Annotated in this window: 21 protein-coding genes; 15 read left to right on the top strand and 6 right to left on the bottom strand. The window is 41.3% G+C overall.

Annotation, left to right across the window (positions count from 1 at the left end; translation table 11 throughout):
• Positions 1–2 precede the first annotated feature (2 nt).
• From ispD to CXF93_RS17245, 7 genes are all read left to right on the top strand, one after another.
• Entirely contained in the window at positions 3–692 is a 690-nt protein-coding gene (gene ispD, locus CXF93_RS17275; protein WP_101063764.1) for a 2-C-methyl-D-erythritol 4-phosphate cytidylyltransferase, read from the top strand.
• Positions 693–760: 68 nt separating this feature from the next.
• Complete coding sequence (ispF, locus tag CXF93_RS17270) at positions 761–1240, top strand: 2-C-methyl-D-erythritol 2,4-cyclodiphosphate synthase (protein WP_101063763.1); 480 nt, start codon at positions 761–763, stop codon at positions 1238–1240.
• A 132-nt stretch (positions 1241–1372) separates the two neighbouring features.
• Complete coding sequence (truD, locus tag CXF93_RS17265) at positions 1373–2428, top strand: tRNA pseudouridine(13) synthase TruD (RefSeq protein WP_101063762.1); 1056 nt, start codon at positions 1373–1375, stop codon at positions 2426–2428.
• Positions 2425–3066 carry a protein-L-isoaspartate(D-aspartate) O-methyltransferase gene (locus CXF93_RS17260; RefSeq protein WP_101063761.1) on the top strand — a complete coding sequence of 214 codons (642 nt, stop codon included), beginning with the start codon at positions 2425–2427 and terminating at the stop codon, positions 3064–3066. The genes truD and CXF93_RS17260 overlap by 4 nt, the downstream gene beginning before the upstream one ends.
• A 55-nt stretch (positions 3067–3121) precedes the next feature.
• Positions 3122–4066 (top strand): peptidoglycan DD-metalloendopeptidase family protein, encoded by a 945-nt coding sequence (locus CXF93_RS17255; protein WP_101063760.1) that lies wholly within the window; start codon positions 3122–3124, stop codon positions 4064–4066.
• 69 nt (positions 4067–4135) lie between these two features.
• On the top strand, positions 4136–5095 hold the full coding sequence (rpoS, locus tag CXF93_RS17250) for an RNA polymerase sigma factor RpoS (RefSeq protein ID WP_101063759.1): 960 nt from the start codon (positions 4136–4138) through the stop codon (positions 5093–5095).
• Positions 5096–5285: 190 nt separating this feature from the next.
• A complete protein-coding gene (locus tag CXF93_RS17245; RefSeq protein WP_101063758.1) occupies positions 5286–5969 on the top strand; it encodes an RNA polymerase subunit sigma in 684 nt (227 codons plus the stop codon).
• Between the two features lie 48 nt (positions 5970–6017).
• Here the strand turns inward: CXF93_RS17245 and mutS are convergent, their stop codons facing one another.
• On the bottom strand, positions 6018–8585 hold the full coding sequence (gene mutS / locus CXF93_RS17240; RefSeq protein ID WP_101063757.1) for a DNA mismatch repair protein MutS: 2568 nt from the start codon (positions 8583–8585) through the stop codon (positions 6018–6020).
• Positions 8586–8763: 178 nt separating this feature from the next.
• Between mutS and recA the strand changes: the two genes are divergently transcribed.
• Positions 8764–9825, top strand: a complete 1062-nt coding sequence (gene recA / locus CXF93_RS17235) for a recombinase RecA (protein WP_198551701.1) — start codon at positions 8764–8766, stop codon at positions 9823–9825.
• A gap of 218 nt (positions 9826–10043) precedes the next feature.
• Here recA and CXF93_RS17230 read toward each other — a convergent pair whose 3' ends face one another.
• Together CXF93_RS17230 and traF are read right to left on the bottom strand one after the other, a co-directional pair.
• Positions 10044–10655, bottom strand: a complete 612-nt coding sequence (locus tag CXF93_RS17230; protein WP_101063755.1) for a PepSY domain-containing protein — start codon at positions 10653–10655, stop codon at positions 10044–10046.
• A gap of 184 nt (positions 10656–10839) precedes the next feature.
• The gene (gene traF / locus CXF93_RS17225) at positions 10840–12144 is read right to left on the bottom strand and encodes a conjugal transfer protein TraF (protein WP_101063754.1); all 1305 of its coding nucleotides are present in this window, start codon (positions 12142–12144) and stop codon (positions 10840–10842) included.
• A 524-nt stretch (positions 12145–12668) separates the two neighbouring features.
• Between traF and CXF93_RS17220 the strand changes: the two genes are divergently transcribed.
• Both CXF93_RS17220 and CXF93_RS17215 read left to right on the top strand, forming a co-directional pair.
• Positions 12669–13253 (top strand): YjaG family protein, encoded by a 585-nt coding sequence (locus CXF93_RS17220; protein WP_101063753.1) that lies wholly within the window; start codon positions 12669–12671, stop codon positions 13251–13253.
• 255 nt (positions 13254–13508) lie between these two features.
• Positions 13509–13793, top strand: a complete 285-nt coding sequence (locus CXF93_RS17215) for an HU family DNA-binding protein (RefSeq protein ID WP_017221893.1) — start codon at positions 13509–13511, stop codon at positions 13791–13793.
• A 98-nt stretch (positions 13794–13891) separates the two neighbouring features.
• Here the strand turns inward: CXF93_RS17215 and CXF93_RS17210 are convergent, their stop codons facing one another.
• Together CXF93_RS17210 and CXF93_RS17205 are read right to left on the bottom strand one after the other, a co-directional pair.
• Positions 13892–15184 carry an HlyC/CorC family transporter gene (locus tag CXF93_RS17210; protein WP_101063752.1) on the bottom strand — a complete coding sequence of 431 codons (1293 nt, stop codon included), beginning with the start codon at positions 15182–15184 and terminating at the stop codon, positions 13892–13894.
• A gap of 71 nt (positions 15185–15255) precedes the next feature.
• The gene (locus CXF93_RS17205; protein WP_101063751.1) at positions 15256–16047 is read right to left on the bottom strand and encodes an inner membrane protein YpjD; all 792 of its coding nucleotides are present in this window, start codon (positions 16045–16047) and stop codon (positions 15256–15258) included.
• Positions 16048–16265: 218 nt separating this feature from the next.
• Between CXF93_RS17205 and ffh the strand changes: the two genes are divergently transcribed.
• The 5 genes from ffh to rplS all read left to right on the top strand — a co-directional run bounded on the left by ffh (position 16266) and on the right by rplS (position 19942).
• A complete protein-coding gene (gene ffh, locus CXF93_RS17200) occupies positions 16266–17666 on the top strand; it encodes a signal recognition particle protein (protein ID WP_101063750.1) in 1401 nt (466 codons plus the stop codon).
• Positions 17667–17975: 309 nt separating this feature from the next.
• Positions 17976–18224 carry a 30S ribosomal protein S16 gene (gene rpsP / locus CXF93_RS17195; protein WP_101063749.1) on the top strand — a complete coding sequence of 83 codons (249 nt, stop codon included), beginning with the start codon at positions 17976–17978 and terminating at the stop codon, positions 18222–18224.
• Positions 18225–18247: 23 nt separating this feature from the next.
• Positions 18248–18775, top strand: coding sequence for a ribosome maturation factor RimM (rimM, locus tag CXF93_RS17190; protein ID WP_101063748.1), 528 nt, complete (start codon positions 18248–18250; stop codon positions 18773–18775).
• 24 nt (positions 18776–18799) lie between these two features.
• The gene (trmD, locus tag CXF93_RS17185) at positions 18800–19546 is read left to right on the top strand and encodes a tRNA (guanosine(37)-N1)-methyltransferase TrmD (RefSeq protein ID WP_101063747.1); all 747 of its coding nucleotides are present in this window, start codon (positions 18800–18802) and stop codon (positions 19544–19546) included.
• 30 nt (positions 19547–19576) lie between these two features.
• The gene (gene rplS, locus CXF93_RS17180; RefSeq protein ID WP_101063746.1) at positions 19577–19942 is read left to right on the top strand and encodes a 50S ribosomal protein L19; all 366 of its coding nucleotides are present in this window, start codon (positions 19577–19579) and stop codon (positions 19940–19942) included.
• 98 nt (positions 19943–20040) lie between these two features.
• On the opposite strand, the gene mutH is transcribed toward rplS, so the two are convergent.
• Positions 20041–20718: a DNA mismatch repair endonuclease MutH gene (gene mutH / locus CXF93_RS17175; protein WP_101063745.1), complete on the bottom strand. Its 678-nt coding sequence runs from the start codon at positions 20716–20718 to the stop codon at positions 20041–20043.
• Positions 20719–20982: the final 264 nt, after the last annotated feature.

The raw sequence follows: 20982 nt of genomic DNA, 5'->3' as shown, positions 1-20982 counted from the left end.
AGATGACTGAACTATTTATTGCGGTTGTCCCAGCCGCGGGTGTTGGCGCACGTATGGGCGCGAATATTCCCAAGCAATACTTAATGCTAGAAAATAAAACCGTTATTGAACATACGTTAACAGCGCTATTAAGCCACCCTAGTATTACTCAAGTTGTTGTCGCATTGGGGCCTGAAGATGGCTGGTTTGCCGATTTAGATATCGCCAACAACCCAGCCATTGTCCGTGTTGATGGTGGTAAAGAACGTGCTGATTCGGTATTAGCGGGATTACAGGCCTGTCAGTCCTATAATTGGGTACTGGTGCATGATGCCGCACGACCTTGTCTTACTCACGCTGATATTGATAATTTAATTATTGCTGCACTGGCATCCGATCACGGTGCTATTCTTGGTAGCCAGGTTCGCGATACGATGAAACGTACTGATACCCAAGGTAATATTATTGCCACCGTGGACAGAGAGCTATTATGGCATGCGTTAACGCCACAGATGTTTCCGGTTAAATTACTGACCGATGCGCTAACCACTGGTTTAGCAGGTCAGAGCAATATTACCGATGAAGCATCCGCGATTGAGTTATTAGGCTTAATGCCAAAAATGGTGATTGGTCGCGCAGATAATATTAAAATAACCCGCCCAGAAGACATGCCGTTAGCAACACTGTTTTTACAGCAACTAACGCAGAGTTAATAACTAAAAACAATCATTAAGAGTAATAACTAAAAACACGCGTGAAGCGTAAATAGGGAAGAGATACAATGTTTAGAATTGGCCATGGTTTTGACGTACATAAATTTGGTAATACAGGCCCGGTGATGATTAACGGTGTCGCCATTCCTTATGAACAAGGTTTTCTGGCCCATTCTGATGGTGATGTCGCTTTACATGCGATATGTGATGCCTTACTTGGCGCGCTCGCGCTTGGTGATATTGGCCATCATTTCCCTGATACATCGGCAGAATTTGAAAATATCGACAGCCGTATTTTATTACGCGATGTGTTTAGTAAAGTGAAGGAATTGGGTTATCGAATTGGCAACTTAGATGTCACTATTATTGCCCAAGCCCCGAAGATCGCCCCGCATATTCAAGCTATGCGCGCAGTATTAAGTGCTGATCTTGAAACCGACATATCAACAGTGAATGTGAAAGCTACTACCACCGAAAAACTCGGGTTCACTGGCCGTAAAGAAGGCGTGGCCTGCGAAGCTGTCGTGCTATTAATGAAAAACTCATAAACAATAAATGAAGAATATATAGACACTAAATGAAACATACATAAGCTATTAATGATAAAAAAATAGCATAATAAAAAATACATAATAAGTGAAAATCAATTAATGCAAACTGATCCTAATACGGAGATATCTATGCTTCCTGAATTTGAATATTTATACGGTAAACCTACCATCACGGGTTTTATTAAGCAGGAAGCTGCCGATTTTGTGGTTATTGAAGACCTCGGCTTTGAGTTAACTGGTGAAGGTGAACACATCTTTATCTCTATTCGTAAAGAGGGTGAAAACACCCAATATGTCGCGCGTGCATTAGCAAAAGCAGCGGGTGTTGCCGATAAGCATGTGAGTTATGCCGGGCTTAAAGATCGCCATGCCATTACCGAACAATGGTTTGGTATTCACATGCCGGGTAAAGAAACACCGGATTTTTCAGTTGTTGAAACTGACCAGATTAAAGTATTAAAAATTGTCCGTCATAACAAAAAGCTGCGCACTGGTGCACTTAAAGGTAACCAGTTCACCTTGAAATTGACTGATTTGAGCAGTACTGACGGTCTTGCGGAACGTTTAGAAAACATCAAAACAACCGGTGTGCCAAATTATTTTGGTGAGCAACGCTTTGGCCGTAATGGTAGTAATATCGTCTGTGCACAAGAGATGTTTGCAGGCAAAAAAATTAGAGACCGTAATAAGCGTAGTTTTTATATTTCTGCTGCACGTAGTTTGATCTTCAACAAAGTAGTGAGTGAACGCATTAGCCAAGCAAAATGGCAAACGCCAATGCCGGGTGATTGTTTAATTTTACAAGGCTCAAATTCATTCTTTACTGAAGAAACGCTAACTGACGATATCATTGAGCGTGTTGCCCAAGGTGCTTTACAATTGTCAGCACCGTTAGTCGGTAAGGGCAATAGCAGCGCCATGAATGAGGCGCTAGCATTTGAAGACGCTATCATCGCGCAATATCCAGAATTGCTTGAAGGTCTTGTTGCAGCGGGTCTGCGTCAAGAACGTAAAGCGTTAATATTACGCCCACAAAACTTTAACTATGAGTTAGCAGAAAATAGCTTAACCGTGAGTTTCTATCTACCATCGGGTTGTTTTGCGACCAGCGTAGTACGCGAGCTTATTGAAGAAAAATTCGTTGTTCGTCATTTTGACCAAGAAGTTAAATCAGGAACCGCATGATCCAACTGGGTAATACAGGCGTAGCGGGGCAGCGTATAAAATCGCTGCTTGAACAACAAGGGATCCGAGCCCAAAGTGTATTAACTGCAATACAGGATACGCCACGTGACTATTTTGTGGAAGAGGCGTTTGCCTTGCAGGCATGGGGCAATCAAGCACTGCCAATCGGGGCGGGGCAAACTATTTCTCAGCCTTATATCGTCGCGAGAATGACGGAACTGTTGATGCAAAGCAGTCCACAACGGGTGCTGGAGATTGGCACTGGTTCGGGTTACCAAACCGCTATTCTAGCGCAAGTGTTTCCACGGGTTTATTCGGTCGAACGGATCCAAGCATTACAATGGCAAGCTAAACGGCGGCTAAAGAATCTGGATCTGCACAACGTGATGATGAAATACGGCGATGGCTGGCAAGGTTGGCAAAGTAAAGCGCCGTTTGATGCGATAATAGTTACCGCTGCTCCAGCTGCCGTACCACAAGCGTTATTAACGCAGTTAGCTGATGGTGGGCAACTTATTTTGCCATTAGGTGTCGAATCTCAAGTATTACAAGTTATCACTCGTAATGGCGATAGCTATACTAGTCAGAATGTTGAAAATGTACGCTTTGTGCCTTTAGTGCAAGGTGAGCTCGCGTGAATGTACTGTCGGCATTAAATGCGAAGGAGATCGAATCAGGGAATCAGGTGCAGTGATGGTCAGCAACAGTCTATTAAGTAATGTACGCAGGTGCAACCAATGGCATCGTATCGCGTTTTATTTACTGTTAGTACAGTTAGTCGGTTGCGCTAGTGGCAACCATAGCCCTGCGCCTGTCACCAGTGTTCAAGGTTATAAAGTAGAGCTCAGATCGCATATTAAGACGCCGACTTATCGTGTTAACAAAGGTGAAACGCTGTACGCTATTGCATGGCGAAGTAATCAAGATTTTAAATTTTTAGCCGCCTTAAATCAGATCCCTGATCCTTATCAAATTTACCCTGGCCAAGTATTAAAACTGCAAGGGAAAATACCCGCGCCAGTTTATAAAAAACCGACACCGGTGAAAGTAGCTAAAACAACGAATAGTAATTCCAATAAAAATACGGCTAAAACCAGTATTAAAGCACCGTCAAAGCAACTCGTTACACCGGCGAAAACCAAAACGGTTATCGCGAAAGCCAGCCCTCCTGTGCAGCATAAAGCGCCGACTAAATATAAAGCGCCCGTGAAAGCTAAACCAGCTGTGAGGGTCGTGAAGCCAAAAGTAGTGGTCAGTAATAACAAGCTAAAATGGAGTTGGCCTGCGTCAGGCAAATTAATTAGTACTTATTCGACGAGTAAGTCTGGTAACCAAGGGGTCAACATTGCGGGTTCATTGGGACGCAATATCATTGCCGCTGAAAATGGTCGAGTGGTTTATTCTGGCAATGGTTTACGTGGTTACGGTAACCTTATTATTATTAAACATAACGATGATTACTTAAGCGCATATGCCTACAACCAGAAGCTATTAGTGAAAGAGCAACAATGGGTTAAGGCTGGTCAGAAGATCGCAACTATGGGTAACAATGGACCTAATTCAGGTGCCGAGTTGTATTTTGAGATCCGTTATCGTGGTAAACCGGTTAACCCAATGCGCTACTTGCCTAAGCGTTAAGCCCGGCTGAAAGTAGTTTATTAGACTAATCTTAATAAACTATTTACGGCAGTCAGGAGGCAATTCTTAATGAGCAAGATAACTGATGCAAATAAGTCAACCGTTGCGGATAATGAAGTATCTGATAACGCTAAAAAAGTACGACCAGGGATGGAAAAATTTGACGAAGAACACCTCATTCCTAACGATGCTAAAAGCTTAGATGCCACACAGCTTTATCTTGGGGAGATCGGTTTTTCACCGTTGCTAACCGCAGAAGAAGAAGTATTTTATGCGCGCCGTTCATTACGCGGCGATGCCAGTGCCAGAAAACGTATGATTGAAAGTAATTTGCGTTTAGTGGTTAAAATAGCCAGACGTTATAATAACCGTGGACTGGCCTTGTTAGACTTGATTGAAGAAGGTAATTTGGGTCTGATCCGGGCGGTAGAGAAGTTCGATCCCGAGCGTGGTTTTCGCTTTTCCACTTATGCGACATGGTGGATACGACAAACCATTGAACGCGCTATCATGAATCAAACTCGCACTATACGTTTACCCATCCATGTGGTTAAAGAGCTTAATGTTTACCTGCGCGCTGCGCGTGAACTATCCCACGAATTAGATCATGAACCTACCGCCGAAGACATTGCTGATAAATTAGATAAACCGGTAGCTGATGTCAGTAAAATGCTACGTTTGAATGAACGAATAAGTTCGGTTGATACCCCGATCGGTGGCGATTCTGAAAAAGCGTTATTAGACATTATATCGGATGATAAAGGTGATGGTCCGGAAAGCTGCACTCAAAATGATGATATTAAATTTAGTATTGTGCGCTGGCTTGAAGAGTTGAACCCGAAACAGCGAGAAGTGCTGGCAAGGCGTTTTGGGCTGTTAGGTTATGATGCTTCAACGCTTGAGGATGTAGGACGTGAAATTGGCTTAACCCGTGAGCGTGTCCGACAGATTCAAGTTGAAGCGTTACGACGATTACGAGAAGTGCTTGCCCAGCAAGGTTTATCGGTCGAAGCTTTATTTAGAATTTAGAATTTAGAATTTAGAATTTAGAATGATAGTAAGTATGGTTATTGAGTAGTTAGTCATTAAAATTAAGCTAGTCTTAATACTTAGTACTTCATTCAGTCTTTATACTGATTTTATTAAAACCAGTCATACTACTCATCCATTTCTAGTATTTTAGTAACCCTCTGCAAACATGGATTGTTTAAGGAAGGTTATGTTATTGACTCGTTATCTCATTAAGCTATTACTTACACTTAGCGTGACATTATTTATTACTGCATGCTCAACCCCCAGATTATTTATCAATAACGGCCTGCCGATTATTGCCAGTGACGCTAAATTTGTTCTATTACCTACAGATATACATGGTTTATCGGGTGTAAAAGTACAACGAGAAACGGTTTTTTATACATCCTTTAAAGTAGCCTTCGGTAAGCAAATAATTAATACGCCGCAACTATCATCACGTCTTAAGGACAATGGTTTTGCCGATGTATCCTGGCAAATGAGTCATGCCATGCATCGCCTTGTGACCGATAACGGCCGTTTTAGTTATAGCCAAGGGTATCAATTAGCTCTAGCTAATGGTGACGTGAACAGCAAGTTTAGAGCGCTAGACAGAGATGTTTATCAATTAAGCTATTGGCTACAACAAGCTTATCAACTGCCTGTGTTACCCGATTATATTGTTACTGCACACATAGATAGTATGGGGGTATCTCAAGCGGGGAGGTTGTTAAAATATCGGGTGATTGCGGGGATCTATTCTACCGAAAAAAAAGCGCTGGAGCGGGTTGTCAGTTATGTAGCAGAAAGCCCAAATCAACATAAAGCCATTTTACATGACTTGGATAATTTGGGCTTTTTAATTTACCGTGAACTGTTTGAGTTACATTAAATATAAGTAATTACATTGAATATAAATAGTTAGATTTAAAACCCCTACTTAAAGTTGTTCTTTTAAACGGTATAGCATCTCTAATGCTTCACGCGGTGTTAAGTTATCAACGTTTAACGCACTCAAGTCATCAATGACAGGATGAGTAACCGGCTGCGCTTCAACTTGTGGACGTTCGCCTGCCGCTACGGGATGTTGTGCATTTAGTTCTAGCTCATGTAGCTTGATTTTAGCCGCGTGGATAACCGTTTTTGGCACGCCAGCGAGAGCCGCCACTTGTAAGCCATAACTGCGATCTGCAGCCCCATCTTGTACGGCATGCATAAACACAATCGAGTCACCGTGTTCAACCGCATCTAAATGCACATTGACTAGGCTTGGATGCTGCTCTGCTAACGTGGTTAATTCAAAATAATGGGTCGCGAATAACGTATAGGCTTGGATCTTATTCGTGAGGTATTCTGCACAAGCCCAAGCAAGTGATAAACCATCATAGGTACTCGTACCGCGACCAATTTCATCCATCAATACTAAGCTGTTAGCCGTGGCATTATGCAAGATGTTCGCGGTTTCCGTCATTTCTACCATGAAGGTTGAACGACCGGATGCCAAATCATCGGATGCACCAATACGGGTAAAGATACGGTCGATTAACGATGTTGTTACTTGCTCTGCAGGTACAAAACTACCTATGTGTGCCATCAAGGTGATTAACGCTGTTTGACGCATGTATGTCGATTTACCACCCATGTTCGGACCGGTAATGATTAACATACGACGTTCAGGGTTAAGTTGCACAGGATTAGCAATGAAGGGTTCTGTCATTACTTGCTCAACCACAGGGTGACGACCATTGGTAATGTCGATACCGGGTTTTACGCTAATGGTTGGACGACAATAGTTTAAGGTTTCTGCGCGCTCGGCAAAGTTACACAGTACATCGAGTTCAGATAATGCCGCTGCACTGTCTTGTAATGCTGGAATGTAAGGTAATAACTTATCTAATAGTTGTTCGTATAGCTGTTTTTCTAGAGCCAGTGATTTGCCTTGGCTGCTCAGCACTTTATCTTCGTGTTCTTTCAGCTCAGGGATAATATAACGTTCAGTATTTTTCAGCGTTTGACGGCGAATATAATGTACTGGCACTTGGTCTGACTGCAGGCGACTGACTTCGATGAAATAGCCGTGTACGCGGTTATAACCGACTTTTAAGGTTGCAATACCGGTCTGTTGTTTTTCACGTTCTTCTAAAGCGTGTAAGTAATCAGTCGCACCGCGACTCAGTTCGCGCCATTCATCGAGTTCTTTATTATAACCAGGGGCTATCACGCCACCATCACGAATTAATACCGGAGGATTGTCGATAACTGCAAAACTTAATAACGTTTCCAGTTCACTGAATTCGCCAGCCAGTTGTTGTAATGAACTTAGGTGATCGGCATTGTGCTCTGTAAGTAACGTTTGCAGTTCTGGTAGTTGTTGGAATGCATTACGTAAACGTACCAAATCGCGTGGACGAGCAGAGCGCAGTGATAAACGCGCAATGATACGTTCGATATCACCAATAGTACGCAGTACCGGTTGAATGCTGTTTAGTGCACCCACATCCAATAACGATTGAATGCTTGATTGGCGTTGGTCTAATACCAAACTATCGCGAACCGGTTGATGTAACCAGCGTTTTAATAGACGGCTGCCCATCGGCGTCGAAGTATGATCGAGTATTTCTGCTAGGGTATTATCAGTGCCGCCAGACAAGTTCTGGGTCAGCTCTAAATTACGGCGTGTAGCTGCATCCATCACCACCATTTGTTCGGTTTGTTCAAGCTTAATTGCACGAATATGTGGTAGGGCAGTACGCTGGGTTTCTTTGACATATTGCATTAAGCAGCCTGCTGCACATAATGCGACAGGTGAGTTTTCTACACCAAAACCAACCAGATCCTTAGTACCAAACTGTTGGCATAAAACGGTGCGGCCAGTTTGTAAATCAAACTCCCACTCTGGGCGACGACGTAGGCCTTTAAGGTGTTTGATGTGCTGCATCGATTCAAACGATTCACAATACAATAACTCTGCGGGGTCGGTACGTTGCAGTTCGGCAAGTAAGGTTTCTTCAGTGTTGAATTGATTAATCAGAAAGCGACCACTTCCCATATCCAAAGTGGCATAACCAAAAGTACTACCATCATGAAATAAGGCGGCGAGTAGGTTGTCATTACGCTCGGTTAGTAAAGCTTCGTCACTGACTGTCCCTGGTGTAACAATACGGACTACTTTACGTTCAACTGGACCTTTTGAGGTCGCAGGATCGCCAATTTGTTCACAGATAGCCACCGATTCGCCACTACGTACTAGCTTTGCTAGGTAGCCTTCCAATGAATGATAAGGAATCCCCGCCATTGGAATAGGGTTACCATTTGACTTACCACGCTTGGTTAAAGATATTCCTAAAAGCTGTGACGCTTTTTTAGCATCATCATAAAATAACTCGTAAAAGTCACCCATACGATAAAACAGTAAGATATCGGGTTGTTCAGCTTTTAACTTAAAAAATTGCTGCATCATAGGCGTGTGATTAGGTAAGTCTTTAGGTGCAAGAAAGTCAGGTTGCATAGCGGCTCGGTTCTGAAAAAATAATTGCCGCTATAATAACAATGCTAAAGCATGGTGGCGACTGTATTTTTTTGTAGATAAATATGCGCTATGAATTATTTTTTAAAAAATATTATTTTATTGCTTGATACTGTATGAACGAACAGTATACTTAGGCTATAAAATTAAATACTCGATTATGCCTCAGGGGAATAAAATGGACGCGAATAAAGAAAAAGCCTTAGCTGCTGCACTTGGACAAATTGAAAAGCAATTTGGTAAAGGTTCTATTATGAAGCTAGGTGATAACCGTACCATGGACGTAGAAACAGTTTCTACTGGTTCACTTTCTCTTGATATCGCATTGGGTGCTGGTGGTTTACCTATGGGGCGTATTGTTGAAATTTACGGTCCTGAATCAAGTGGTAAAACAACCTTAACATTAGAAGTTATCGCATCTGCCCAACGTGAAGGTAAAATCTGTGCCTTTATCGATGCTGAGCATGCGCTTGATCCAATTTATGCAGGTAAACTGGGTTGTAATATTAATGAACTATTAGTCTCGCAACCAGATACCGGTGAGCAAGCATTAGAAATTTGTGACATGCTAGCACGCTCTGGTGCTGTTGATATTATCGTAATCGATTCTGTAGCGGCACTAACACCAAAAGCTGAAATTGAAGGCGACATGGGCGATAGCCACATGGGTCTGCAAGCTCGTATGTTATCGCAAGCAATGCGTAAGCTAACGGGTAACTTAAAAACGACGAACACTATGTGTATCTTCATTAACCAAATTCGTATGAAAATTGGTGTAATGTTTGGTTCACCTGAAACAACGACAGGTGGTAATGCACTTAAATTCTACGCGTCAGTACGTTTAGATATTCGTCGTATTGGTTCAGTGAAAGATGGCGACGAGATCACGGGTAATGAAACACGTGTTAAAGTTGTGAAAAACAAAATTGCTGCACCATTTAGACAAGCTGAATTCCAAATCCTATATGGTAAAGGTTTTAACCGTAACGGTGAATTAATTGACCTAGGTGTTAAAGAGAAGCTAATTGAAAAAGCTGGCGCTTGGTATTCATACAAGGGTGAGAAAATCGGTCAAGGTAAAGCGAAATCAACGCAATTCCTTATCGACAACCCTGCGATTGCTAGTGAGATTGATGGTTTGATCCGCGCTAATCTATTGGGTAAAAAAGACGAAGAAGTAGTAGCAGCTGTTAATACACCTGAAACTGAAAACGAATTTTAATTTTGTGTCAATTTACACCGCGCTATAACAGTAATCGTTGACGTTAATGGTTAGTTTTAATCGGCGAGTGTGAATGACAAAAATATGATTCATGAAAAAGGCTAGTATGCGAATACTAGCCTTTTTGCTATTTCTTGTTTAGGTTTAGGTCTATTTACTATTTAGGTCATAGCTTAGGTTACCGTTTGGGCTATTGCTTAGGGGCTTTTGCATTGATTTTATTCACCGACTTTCTGCATCGACTTTCTGACCATGACCACACCCGTTAATGCCATTAGTACCAATAATCCCAAACCGATATAGCCAAACCACTGATCAAATACCTTGTTGCCCGTCCAGCGTAGATAGTGAATATCATACATGGTGTTGAAGAATCGACTGTCTGCACCTTGTTGACGTAGGCTTAACCGAGACCAGTCAAACATCAGCTTTACCTTGGTATCGGTAAACGCGATCCCGTCTTGATAATTTAATACTGAGCCATAACGGTCAGGGTTATGCTTTACCGCATCTTGTAATAAGTTGATGATGCGTTTGTTATCTGGTTCAGGCTGAGTTTGGTTATCTAAAGGGTTAATATGCTGCCATTTTTGATCTATTTTGACGCGATAATGGCTGCCTAAAATGCTGCGGTTTATTGCAATTGCTTGCCACTCAGGCTGAGGCGTCAGCGGTAATGTTGAAGAGAGTGGATAGCTGATTACTTGTAATTGCTCGTAAGCATTTTTGTAACCGGGTTTGATCAAAAAGAATGCACCAGTAAGCGCCCAGAGAGTCACTGGTAATATTAAGGCATAACCAAGGTAGCGGTGGAGTTTGTAGGTGTTCATGAGCGTCTATCAAAGGAAATGTTGTAGGTATTTTACGACTTAATGCTGAAAAAATCAGTTTCAATAGTAATTAAGCTGTGAAGGTGAAAACTCATTATATGTTTATTGCCATGAGAACACTCAAGAGGCAGCTTCTAGGGGACCTCTTGAGTGCTTAAATCACTCGGTATAAGTAAATACGAAACTAAAACTTAGCCGATACTTGTAATACAAACCCGTCGATACCATAGGCAGCATCGTCTCCAGTGGTGCTTGCTGAGTTAAGACCGCCATCGTTTAATTCACCGTTTTGATAGACACTGTAAGCACCGTTTTTACTGACTGTTGCAGCAAGATCTATGTGAACTAAGTTCATTGGTGAAATACCAAAACCTAAGGTGTATAAATCTTTGCGGATATCATTTAAATCATGACGAACACCAGCGCGTAATTGTAATAAATCAAATAGGTTTGCTTCAATACCAGCGCGAGCATAACGAGACTCGCTGTTACTTTCAAAACCAATGGCATCGTTTAAATCCATTTCTGCAGTCAGTGTTGCGTAATTATGATGCAGTGCAAAACCTGCTGTGACTAATGGTGCGAGAGTAAATACCATTTTCTCGTCGGCTTGATTAATGCCTTTATACGCTGTTGTTTCGACTTCTAGATCCTTTTTCAGCATGTTGCGACCGCTTACTGCAACTCGGAAAGTATCATAAAAATCAATTGCCACACCTGCATCAAGGTTGAAATGACTTTGTTTATCTAACCCATCGAGGAAGCCATCTTCAAACTCAGAAAGACCATCGTCATTGATTGAAATATCATAACTGTAAGTATCGATGCGTTGATATTTTGGTGATACGCCAATAGAAACTGTGGCGATATCGGCATCCCAATTCATGGATAGCGCGAGGCCAAGGTCAGAGATGGATACGCCTGCCAAGTTAACTTTACTATCAAGATCATCCAAATTTTGGCTATTGGCTAAATCAATATCATTTTGACTGACTTTCGCTGTTGCGATGCTTGTCATGTAAGAGTTACCGAAGAAGGCCACTGATAAAGCCTTACTTGGTAATGCGATAGCAAAGCTGGTGCCTGCATTGACGCCCATGCGCTGGCCATCAAATTCACCCAGTGCATTCGCATAAGCTACTGCAGTAGATGCGTTAGTATTATTGTCATAGGCGTCTTGCGCTGTTTTGACATTGTCTAACGCCCCTAAAAATGCACTAGATGTGTCAGTTTGGATACCAAAAGAGGTCGGCGCATAACGTGCATGACCACCATCACTATATGGAACAGCAGGTAAGATCACACCAATGTAGTCCGTTTTTCCTTGGCCTAATAATGCAGGGTTGACAAACGCTGCAGTGACAAAATCGGAAGATGCAACACCGGTACCGCCCATTGCATCGTTACGTGCATCAAAATACAACTGTGCAGCAAAAGTGGTTGGTGCAATTGCACATGCGAGTGCTGAAATAATCACTATACGTTTCATATCAATCCCTGATTTTTATCATGTGCCGATTAATCCGTTAATCAACAGCGTTATCTTGTGGTAATAAACATAAGTGATGTTTATTACTTGATGAACCAATATTAGCATTGGATGAGGTGAACTTAAGTTTGATGTTAAGTACTAGTTTATGGGATGGAATTTGTGATCTTGATCTTTTCGTTTGAATTAACGTCGATTTCGTCAGATTGGTTTGGTCAGTCTTGTATCTCTTTAATATAGCGAGTATAAATAGCTGAACTCATCGTGAGATACTAAAATTTTTAATCCGAACATTGTATCCAGGCATGTATTGGACCGAGTTGAAGTAGCAAAGTATGAGGTAATGATTTCATACTTTCTTGTCCTTTTGTCGATATAGATGATAATCGAACTCGAGTAGGCATTCTCACTGCGACCTGTAAATAAATAGCTTAAGTTAATCGCTTTAAGTAAATGTCGCATTAAATTGAGAATGTTTAACTATTATTGAAAGAATGAAAACAATAAATTAAGAGGTTATTTCTGTGCTAGAAGCAAACTATGAACAGCAATTATTGAAATTATTACCTTGGCAGAAAGTGAGCTTTATTACGGCACTTGCTGAACGTAGCTTTCCAAACTACAAACTATTTTCTGAAGCCTGTGAAACTGGCGATGCACAGCAATTCCGTTCATCATTAGATTTGTTTTGGGAATCATTAACGGTTAAAAGTAGTAAAATTAATTTTGCTATTCAATTAGACCGATTCGAACCAATCATTCCAAATGTAGATAAATTTGATGTTTATGGTGTTTATCCGGCGCTTGATGCCTGCGTGATATTGAACAGTGCATTTAATAGTTTAGTCGGACCAGATCCAGATGTGAACGAAGCGATTAATGCTTCACGCGTGTCTATTGGTACTGTCGCGAGTTATTTGGAAGCGTTAGCAGGCGAAGAACTTGATGAAGACGACATGTTTGCTGATGAACTGATGAAAGAAGAGTTCCAATTTCAACAAGCAATTTTAGATCTATTAACCGTACAGAAATCACCTGATAGCATCAAAGCAGTACGTCAATTTGCCAAAAATGATGGTATTTCTAATATTGGTATTACCTTAGATTAATTGATTGAAATATCATTAAACAGCCGCCAGCACTGGTATTCAGGGCTGCCGTGGCAAATTGTCACTATAATTATAATGGCTTTTTTATGATGTTTTTTTGTACATAGAGTGGGATTAGTGTGAGCGTCACCTCATTTGTTGATTATTCTCTCAGCAATTGACCGAAATAAGGCGATAAATCCTTTGCGGTCAACGCTCTTTTTGCATAGAGTGTTTAACAGTTTAACGTTATTGAATAGTGGAAAGGACATTCTTATGAACAAAACTCAATTAATCGATGCAGTTGCAGCGAAAGCAGATCTAACTAAAGTACAAGCTAAAGCAGCACTAGAAGAGATCCTAAGTGCGATCACTGATAGCCTTAAAGAAAAAGAAGCTGTACAGCTAATTGGTTTCGGTACTTTTAAAGTAAGCGAACGTTCTGCACGTACTGGCCGTAACCCACAAACGGGTGAAGAAATTCAAATTTCTGCTGCTACAATTCCTGCATTCGTTGCTGGTAAAGCACTGAAAGACGCAGTTAAAAACGCAAACAAATAAATATTAACTTTTATTCATTTAAACGTTAATAAAAAAAAGCACCTAATTAGGTGCTTTTTTATTATCTACGATTTAGCTAATCGTGGTAATAACGCCTGTTAAGGCGCGGTGTTAGATTTACTTTTTTCGGCTGATTGCACTCGAACACGCTGGATAACATTATTTTCGATTGCTAAGACTTCCAATGGATGGCCTGCAATCTTGAGGCTGATATTCGATACTGGGATCTCTTCCAGGTATTCTAAAATCAACCCGTTTAAGGTTTTTGGACCGTCGGTAGGGAAGTGCCAGTTCATTTCTTTATTAATGTCACGTACGTTGGCTGTACCATCAATAATATAGCTGCCGTCAGGCTGCGCCTCAATCTCTTCGCTTGCAGAAGGAGCCATTGTGGTAGTGAAGTCACCGACAATCTCTTCTAAGATGTCTTCTAGCGTTACTAGGCCTTGAATATCGCCATACTCGTCGACGATTAAGCCTATACGTTCTTTTTTACGCTGGAATTTTAACAGCTGCACATTAAGTGGTGTTGATTCCGGAATGAAATACAGCTCTTTTACTGCCCGTAATAGCGTGGTTTTATCAAATTGTTCTTTTAATAGTAGGCGTAATGCGTCACGAGTATGGACAAAACCAACCGCATCATCGATGGTGTCACGGTATAGCAATACTTTGGTGTGGGAAATATTACGCAATTGACGTAACAGGATTTCCCAATCATCGTTAATATCAATGGCAATGATTTCGTTACGTGGCACCATGATGTCATCAACGGTTACTTTTTCAAGATCCAGAATACTGATAAGCATGTCTTGGTGGCGTTGTGGGATCATCGCACCGGCTTCATGTACTACTGTACGCAGCTCTTCGGAGCTTAAAGCGCCATTATCATCATGATCCACATTGACACGAAAAAGACGTAGCAGACCATTAGAAATGATATTCACCAGCCATACCAGCGGGTAAAATAGTGTTAATAACGGACGTAAGATAAATGAACTTGGGAATGCGACTTTTTCAGGATGCAGTGCTGCGAGTGTCTTCGGTGTAACTTCAGCAAAAATCAGGATAACAATCGTTAATAGACCGGTAGAAACAGCTAAACCTAGGGCTTCATTTTCGGCAAATAAACGCATGCCGATGATCGTTGCTATAGATGAGGCCAAGATGTTGACCAGGTTGTTACCAATTAGAATAAGACCAATCAAGCGATCAGGTCTGTTGAGGAGTTTTTCTACACGTTTCGCACCCGTATGGTTATTTTTAACCAGGTGCTTAAGCCTGTAACGATTGAGAGACATCATGCCGGTTTCTGAGCTAGAGAAATAAGCAGATATGATAATTAAGATTGTCAGGAGACCAAACAAGGTCCCCGTTGATATGTCGTCCAAGTGTTATCCTTTGATTACGCGAGTGTATGTAGAGTAATGAATGTATGACAGTTATTTAATAGGGTGAGTTATCAATTCAGCAGAACCTCTTTTACAAAACGAGATCCGAAATAAGCTAATGATAATAGTATAGAGCCGAACAAGGTACCAAATGCAATTTTATTGCTACGCCATCCTTGCTTAAAGTGTCCCCAGAGTAATACTGAATAGAACAGCCAAGCTAAGATTGATAATATGGTTTTATGTGCTTGTGTATGGGTAAATGCATCTTCAAAGAATATAAAGCTGGTCAGTATCGCTACCGATAATAATGCTAAGCCTATACTTAATAATCTAATTAACTGTTTTTCTATGGTCATTAGTGATGGCAGTGCAGGGTGCATTGCGATTGGACGCTTGTGTTTGAGTTGATAATCTAAATAAGCCATTTGCAGCGCCAGTAAGCTAGCCACAATGAAAGCAGCATAAGCAAATAAGATCACCACAATATGCACCACAAGTGGGGTATTATCACTTAAGTTGGAAATGTAAATCGTCGGGAGTAGGTAGCTTATCGCAATGACAATGATCGAAAAGCCATAGACAATAGGTAATAAAGGTAATATTTTAAATTTATTGATCGACAGTGTCATGATGATCGAAATCAGCAAGCTGATAAGCGCCGCTACATTAACAATGCTCAGATTAATCCCAGCTGTCGTGACAATATCAAACCCCATCCAGAATAGATGGCAAAGTGTTGCGGCTGCGCCTAAGGTGAAAATAGTACGTATACTCGTCTTTTGCTTTACAGTTAAGACTGTAATGCAATTATAAATAGCAGCTATATAAAAAATAATAGCGCCGAGAGCAAACAGTTCCATAGGGCTCACTTTAATGTTGATTTATATGTAATTATGTAGTCCAGTATACGCTTGCTCTACCTATAGAGCTATATTCAAATGCATTATTTGGAAAGGAAAATATTATTTTTTTATAAAACAATACCTAGGGATGCCTTGAGTGTGTGATTTTTGCCCTCAAATAAGGTTATAATCATCAGTAATTATTGCATTTAATCTAATTTATAACGGATAACGTCATGTTTGAGAATTTAACAGATCGCTTATCGGCAACACTGAAAAACGTCAGTGGCCGTGGTCGTTTGACTGAAGATAATGTCAAGGACACACTACGTGAAGTACGCATGGCGTTACTCGAAGCGGATGTTGCTTTACCTGTCGTGCGCGCATTTATTAAAAATGTGAAAGAAAAAGCTCTGGGCCAAGATGTTTCTAAGAGTCTTAATCCTGGTCAAGCCTTCATCAAGATCGTACAAAGCGAACTTGAATCGGCAATGGGTGAAGCCAACGAAACATTAAATCTTGCTGCGCAACCGCCAGCAGTATTAATGATGGCTGGTTTACAAGGTGCGGGTAAAACCACCTCGGTAGCCAAATTAGCGCTGTTTTTAAAGCAACGCGAGAAAAAATCAGTATTGGTTGTAAGTGCTGACGTTTACCGTCCAGCGGCAATCAAGCAGTTAGAAATGTTAGCAGTAGAAGTTGATGTTGAGTTCTTCCCAAGTAATATCGATCAGAAACCGGTTGATATTGCTAACGCGGCAATCGAGTACGCACGTAAGTCATTTATTGATGTCGTAATCGTCGATACCGCGGGTCGTTTACATGTTGATACTGACATGATGAACGAGATCCAAGAGCTACACGCTGCGATTAACCCAATTGAAACCTTATTCGTAGTTGATGCGATGACAGGTCAAGATGCGGCAAATACCGCGGCGGCATTTAATGAAAGCCTACCATTAACCGGTATCATCTTAACCAAAGCTGACGGTGATGCGCGTGGTGGTGCAGCATTATCTATTCGTCATATTACTGGTAAACCAATTAAGTTTATCGGTATGGGCGAAAAAATTGATGCGTTAGAACCTTTCCATCCTGAACGTATTGCGTCGCGTATTTTAGGTATGGGTGATGTTTTATCCCTTATCGAAGAAGTTGAACGTAACGTCGATAAAGATAAAGCTGAAAAACTGGCGAAAAAAGTTCAGAAAGGTAAAGGCTTTGATTTAGAAGATTTCCGTGATCAGCTAGTGCAAATGAAAAGCATGGGCGGCATGATGGGCATGATGGATAAGTTACCGGGCATGAACCAGGTACCTGATGCTGTTAAAGACCAAATGGATGACAAATTAACCAACCGTATGGAAGCGATCATTAATTCAATGACCCCAGCAGAGCGTCAACGTCCAGAAATTATCAAAGGCTCGCGTAAGCGCCGTATTGCGATGGGTTCTGGTGCGCAGATCCAAGATGTGAATAAACTACTTAAACAGTTTACTCAGATGCAAAAAATGATGAAAAAAATGTCGGGTAAAGGCGGCATGAAAAAAATGATGGGTAAAATGAAAGGTATGATGCCACCAGGAATGGGCGGTGGCATGGGTGGTATGGGCGGTGGTAAAGGACCGTTTGGTTAATACCCCGTTGTTAGAGTCCTTCTTTATATAGTGATTTTATCTAAAGCCTTGCTAATTGTAGCAGGGCTTTTTTATTTCAGCTTATTCTAGCTAACTTGTATTTGAACGACGTAATTACAACATAATGATTGTTTATAGTATAAATAGCGCTAACTAAAGTGTTCGTGTCACACAATAAGGTTGCTTTTAATTAAAATTAGAGTAAAATTGCGCGACTTCGAATCGTCTCATTCGTGAGTACTATTTGAACTAAATGGGACCTTGTCAGTGCAAGGTCGGAATACACACTTAATTTATAAAGAGGACGATATGGTAACTATTCGTTTATCTCGTGGTGGTTCTAAGAAATCACCTTTTTACACAGTTGTTGTTACAGACAGCCGTAACGCTCGTGATGGTAAATTCATCGAGAAGCTAGGTTTCTTTAACCCAATGGCTGCTGGTCAAGAAGAACGTGTTCGTCTTGACAACGTGAAAATTGAAGCTTGGGTTGCTAAAGGCGCTACAGTTTCTAACACAGTTTCTAAGTTAATCAAAGACGCTGCTAAAGCTGCTTAATTATCTTAAGGTAAGGAGATCTTGTGAGTTCAACTGACAAACCTATGGTAGTTGGCCGTCTTGGTGCTGTTTACGGCATTAAGGGCTGGATGAAAATCAACTCCTTTACCGATATTCCAGAAGGAATCTTTGACTATTCACCTTGGCTCATCGAGCAAAAAGGCGAATGGGTTGAAGTGGCGATTGAAGATTGCAAACGCCATGGCAAAGGTTTAGTTGCTAAGTTAGTTGGTGTTGATGTTCGTGAAGAAGCGCAGGCCCTTACGGGAACTGAAATTGCTATTAACGCTGATCAACTTCCAAAATTAGACGATGATTTTTACTGGCGTGATCTTATTGGCTGCTCTGTTGAGACAGACAAGGGTTATACGTTAGGCAAAGTTACGGATATGATGGAAACCGGTTCTAACGACGTATTAGTGATTAAAGCGAATGCAACAGATGCCTTCGGAAAAAAAGAGCGGTTAGTGCCGTTTCTTGATGGGACAGTGATTATCAGTGTTGATATTACTGCTCAAAAAATTATTGTTAATTGGGACCCGAGTTTTTAAGACTCATTGTCAGCGGAGGCTAGTATGTGGTTAGGGGTTATAAGCCTTTTTCCAGAGATGTTTAATGCCATCACTGAACAAGGAGTCATCGGTCGAGCAATAAAACGCGATCTGCTTAAGTTCCAAACTTGGAACCCAAGAGATTTTGCCCACGATAAACATAAGACGGTCGATGACCGACCTTATGGTGGTGGCCCTGGCATGTTGATGATGGTTCAACCATTACGAGATGCTATCCATGCAGCAAAACAGGCAGCAGGTGGTGAGGCGAAAGTTATTTATCTTTCACCGCAAGGACGTAAATTGGATCAAGCTGGCGTACTGGACTTGGCAACAAATGAAAAGATGATTTTTATTTGCGGTCGTTATGAAGGTATCGATGAACGTATCATCCAATCGGAAGTTGATGAAGAGTGGTCTATCGGTGACTTTGTGTTAACCGGTGGTGAACTTGCCGCAATGACGATGATTGATGCTGTTTCACGCATGATACCGGGTGTTTTAGGCACTCAGGCATCCGCGGAGCAAGATTCATTTGCAGATGGTCTTTTAGATTGTCCGCATTATACGCGTCCGGAAGTGTTAGATGGTATGGCTGTTCCTAAGGTTCTCCTTAGTGGCAACCATAATAAAATTAGCCAATATAGACAGAAACAGTCTTTAGCTCGAACGTTAGAACGACGACCTGATTTATTAAGTAACCTAGCTCTGACTGATCTGCAAGAAAAAATTCTTGTTGAGATCGTTCGCGAAAGTCGCGAGTTAAAGTAGAGTTTTTCAGTTTATTCTAGGGTATAGAAAATGAGCAACATTATTGCACAGATCGAACAAGATCAAATGAAAACAGATCTACCAGCTTTTGGCCCAGGTGCTACAGTTGTAGTTCAAGTTAAAGTTGTTGAAGGTGATAAATCACGTCTACAGGCTTTTGAAGGCGTAGTTATCGCTAAACGTAACCGTGGTCTGCATTCTGCATTCACAGTTCGTAAAATCACTTCAAACGGTGAAGGTGTGGAACGTGTATTCCAAACACATTCTCCAGTGGTAGCAAGCATCACTGTTAAGCGTCACGGCGATGTTCGTCAAGCTAAGCTATACTACCTACGTGGTCTTACTGGTAAAGCTGCACGTATTAAAGAAAAATTGGGCAAGCGTAAAAGCAAATAGTCCATTTTTCATGCAGTTAAGGTCCGTCATATGACGGACCTTTTTTTTGCCTAATTTTTAGAGAGGTATTAAATAACGACCTGTTTAATATTTTTAGATCAGATATTGAAGTGTTTTTTGAGTAACTGATGGGTAAATGCCTTTTTTAAATAAAACCCCCGTGGTCGCACTTGAATGATCTCTCCCTCGCTGCCATACGCCTTGGTCCGAACTTTATTGTTTGCTGCCTTAGGGCGCAGCTGTAAATACTTACCGTGACGTGCGGTGATCTGTTCTACCTGTCCAAGCGCTATCATATCCATTAACTCTTCCCAGTCTTCTTGCAATTGTGCATTTTCACGCTCGTCAGGTTGCCAGAGTAGTGGTGATCCGACAATACGCTCAGCCACAGGAATATCACGCTCACCAAGTACCGGTATCCACAATACTTGTTTTATTTTATTGGCAACGCTGCAGGTTTGCCAAGTAACACCGTGGTTGCCAGTTAATGGCGCGACACAAACAAAGGTTGTTTCCAGTGGTTTACCCTGTGTGTTGATCGGTATGGTTTTTAATTCAACCCCTAACGCTGGAAAGTCCTGAATCGGTTTACTACCGGCCGTAGCGCCAAGGTGCAACTCTAAAAGTTGACCAATCCAGCCTTTCTGTTTACGCAGATCATCAGGCACGTTAAGTTGGTGCAATGCCGCTATTTGTTGTAGGTTAAATCCGGCAATAGCCTGGGCACGAGTCATCAGCTCATTGATATCTTGGGGTTCATTTATAATTGCAGGCATTTCAAATAAGTCTTCTATTTCAAGGTTTCATTTAGCAGAATAACACTTTTAAATCTAGCTGTTAACGGTCGTTTTCCATACAAAGTGAGATGTTGATCTCACTTTTATGTTACATGAATGTACCTCATCGTAACCTGCCTTTAAGGTACTGTTTTTAATCATTTTTTATATGTTGTAAAGAAGGTGTGAATAATTCCATGCTAATTTTATTATGTTAAATTCCAATAATGTAAACGCTGCACAAGGTTACCCACAGAAAATGTG

Origin of the sequence: Moritella sp. Urea-trap-13 (assembly GCF_002836355.1) — a bacterium.
Classification (GTDB): domain Bacteria; phylum Pseudomonadota; class Gammaproteobacteria; order Enterobacterales; family Moritellaceae; genus Moritella.
This window is presented reverse-complemented; position numbering and strand designations above follow the sequence as displayed.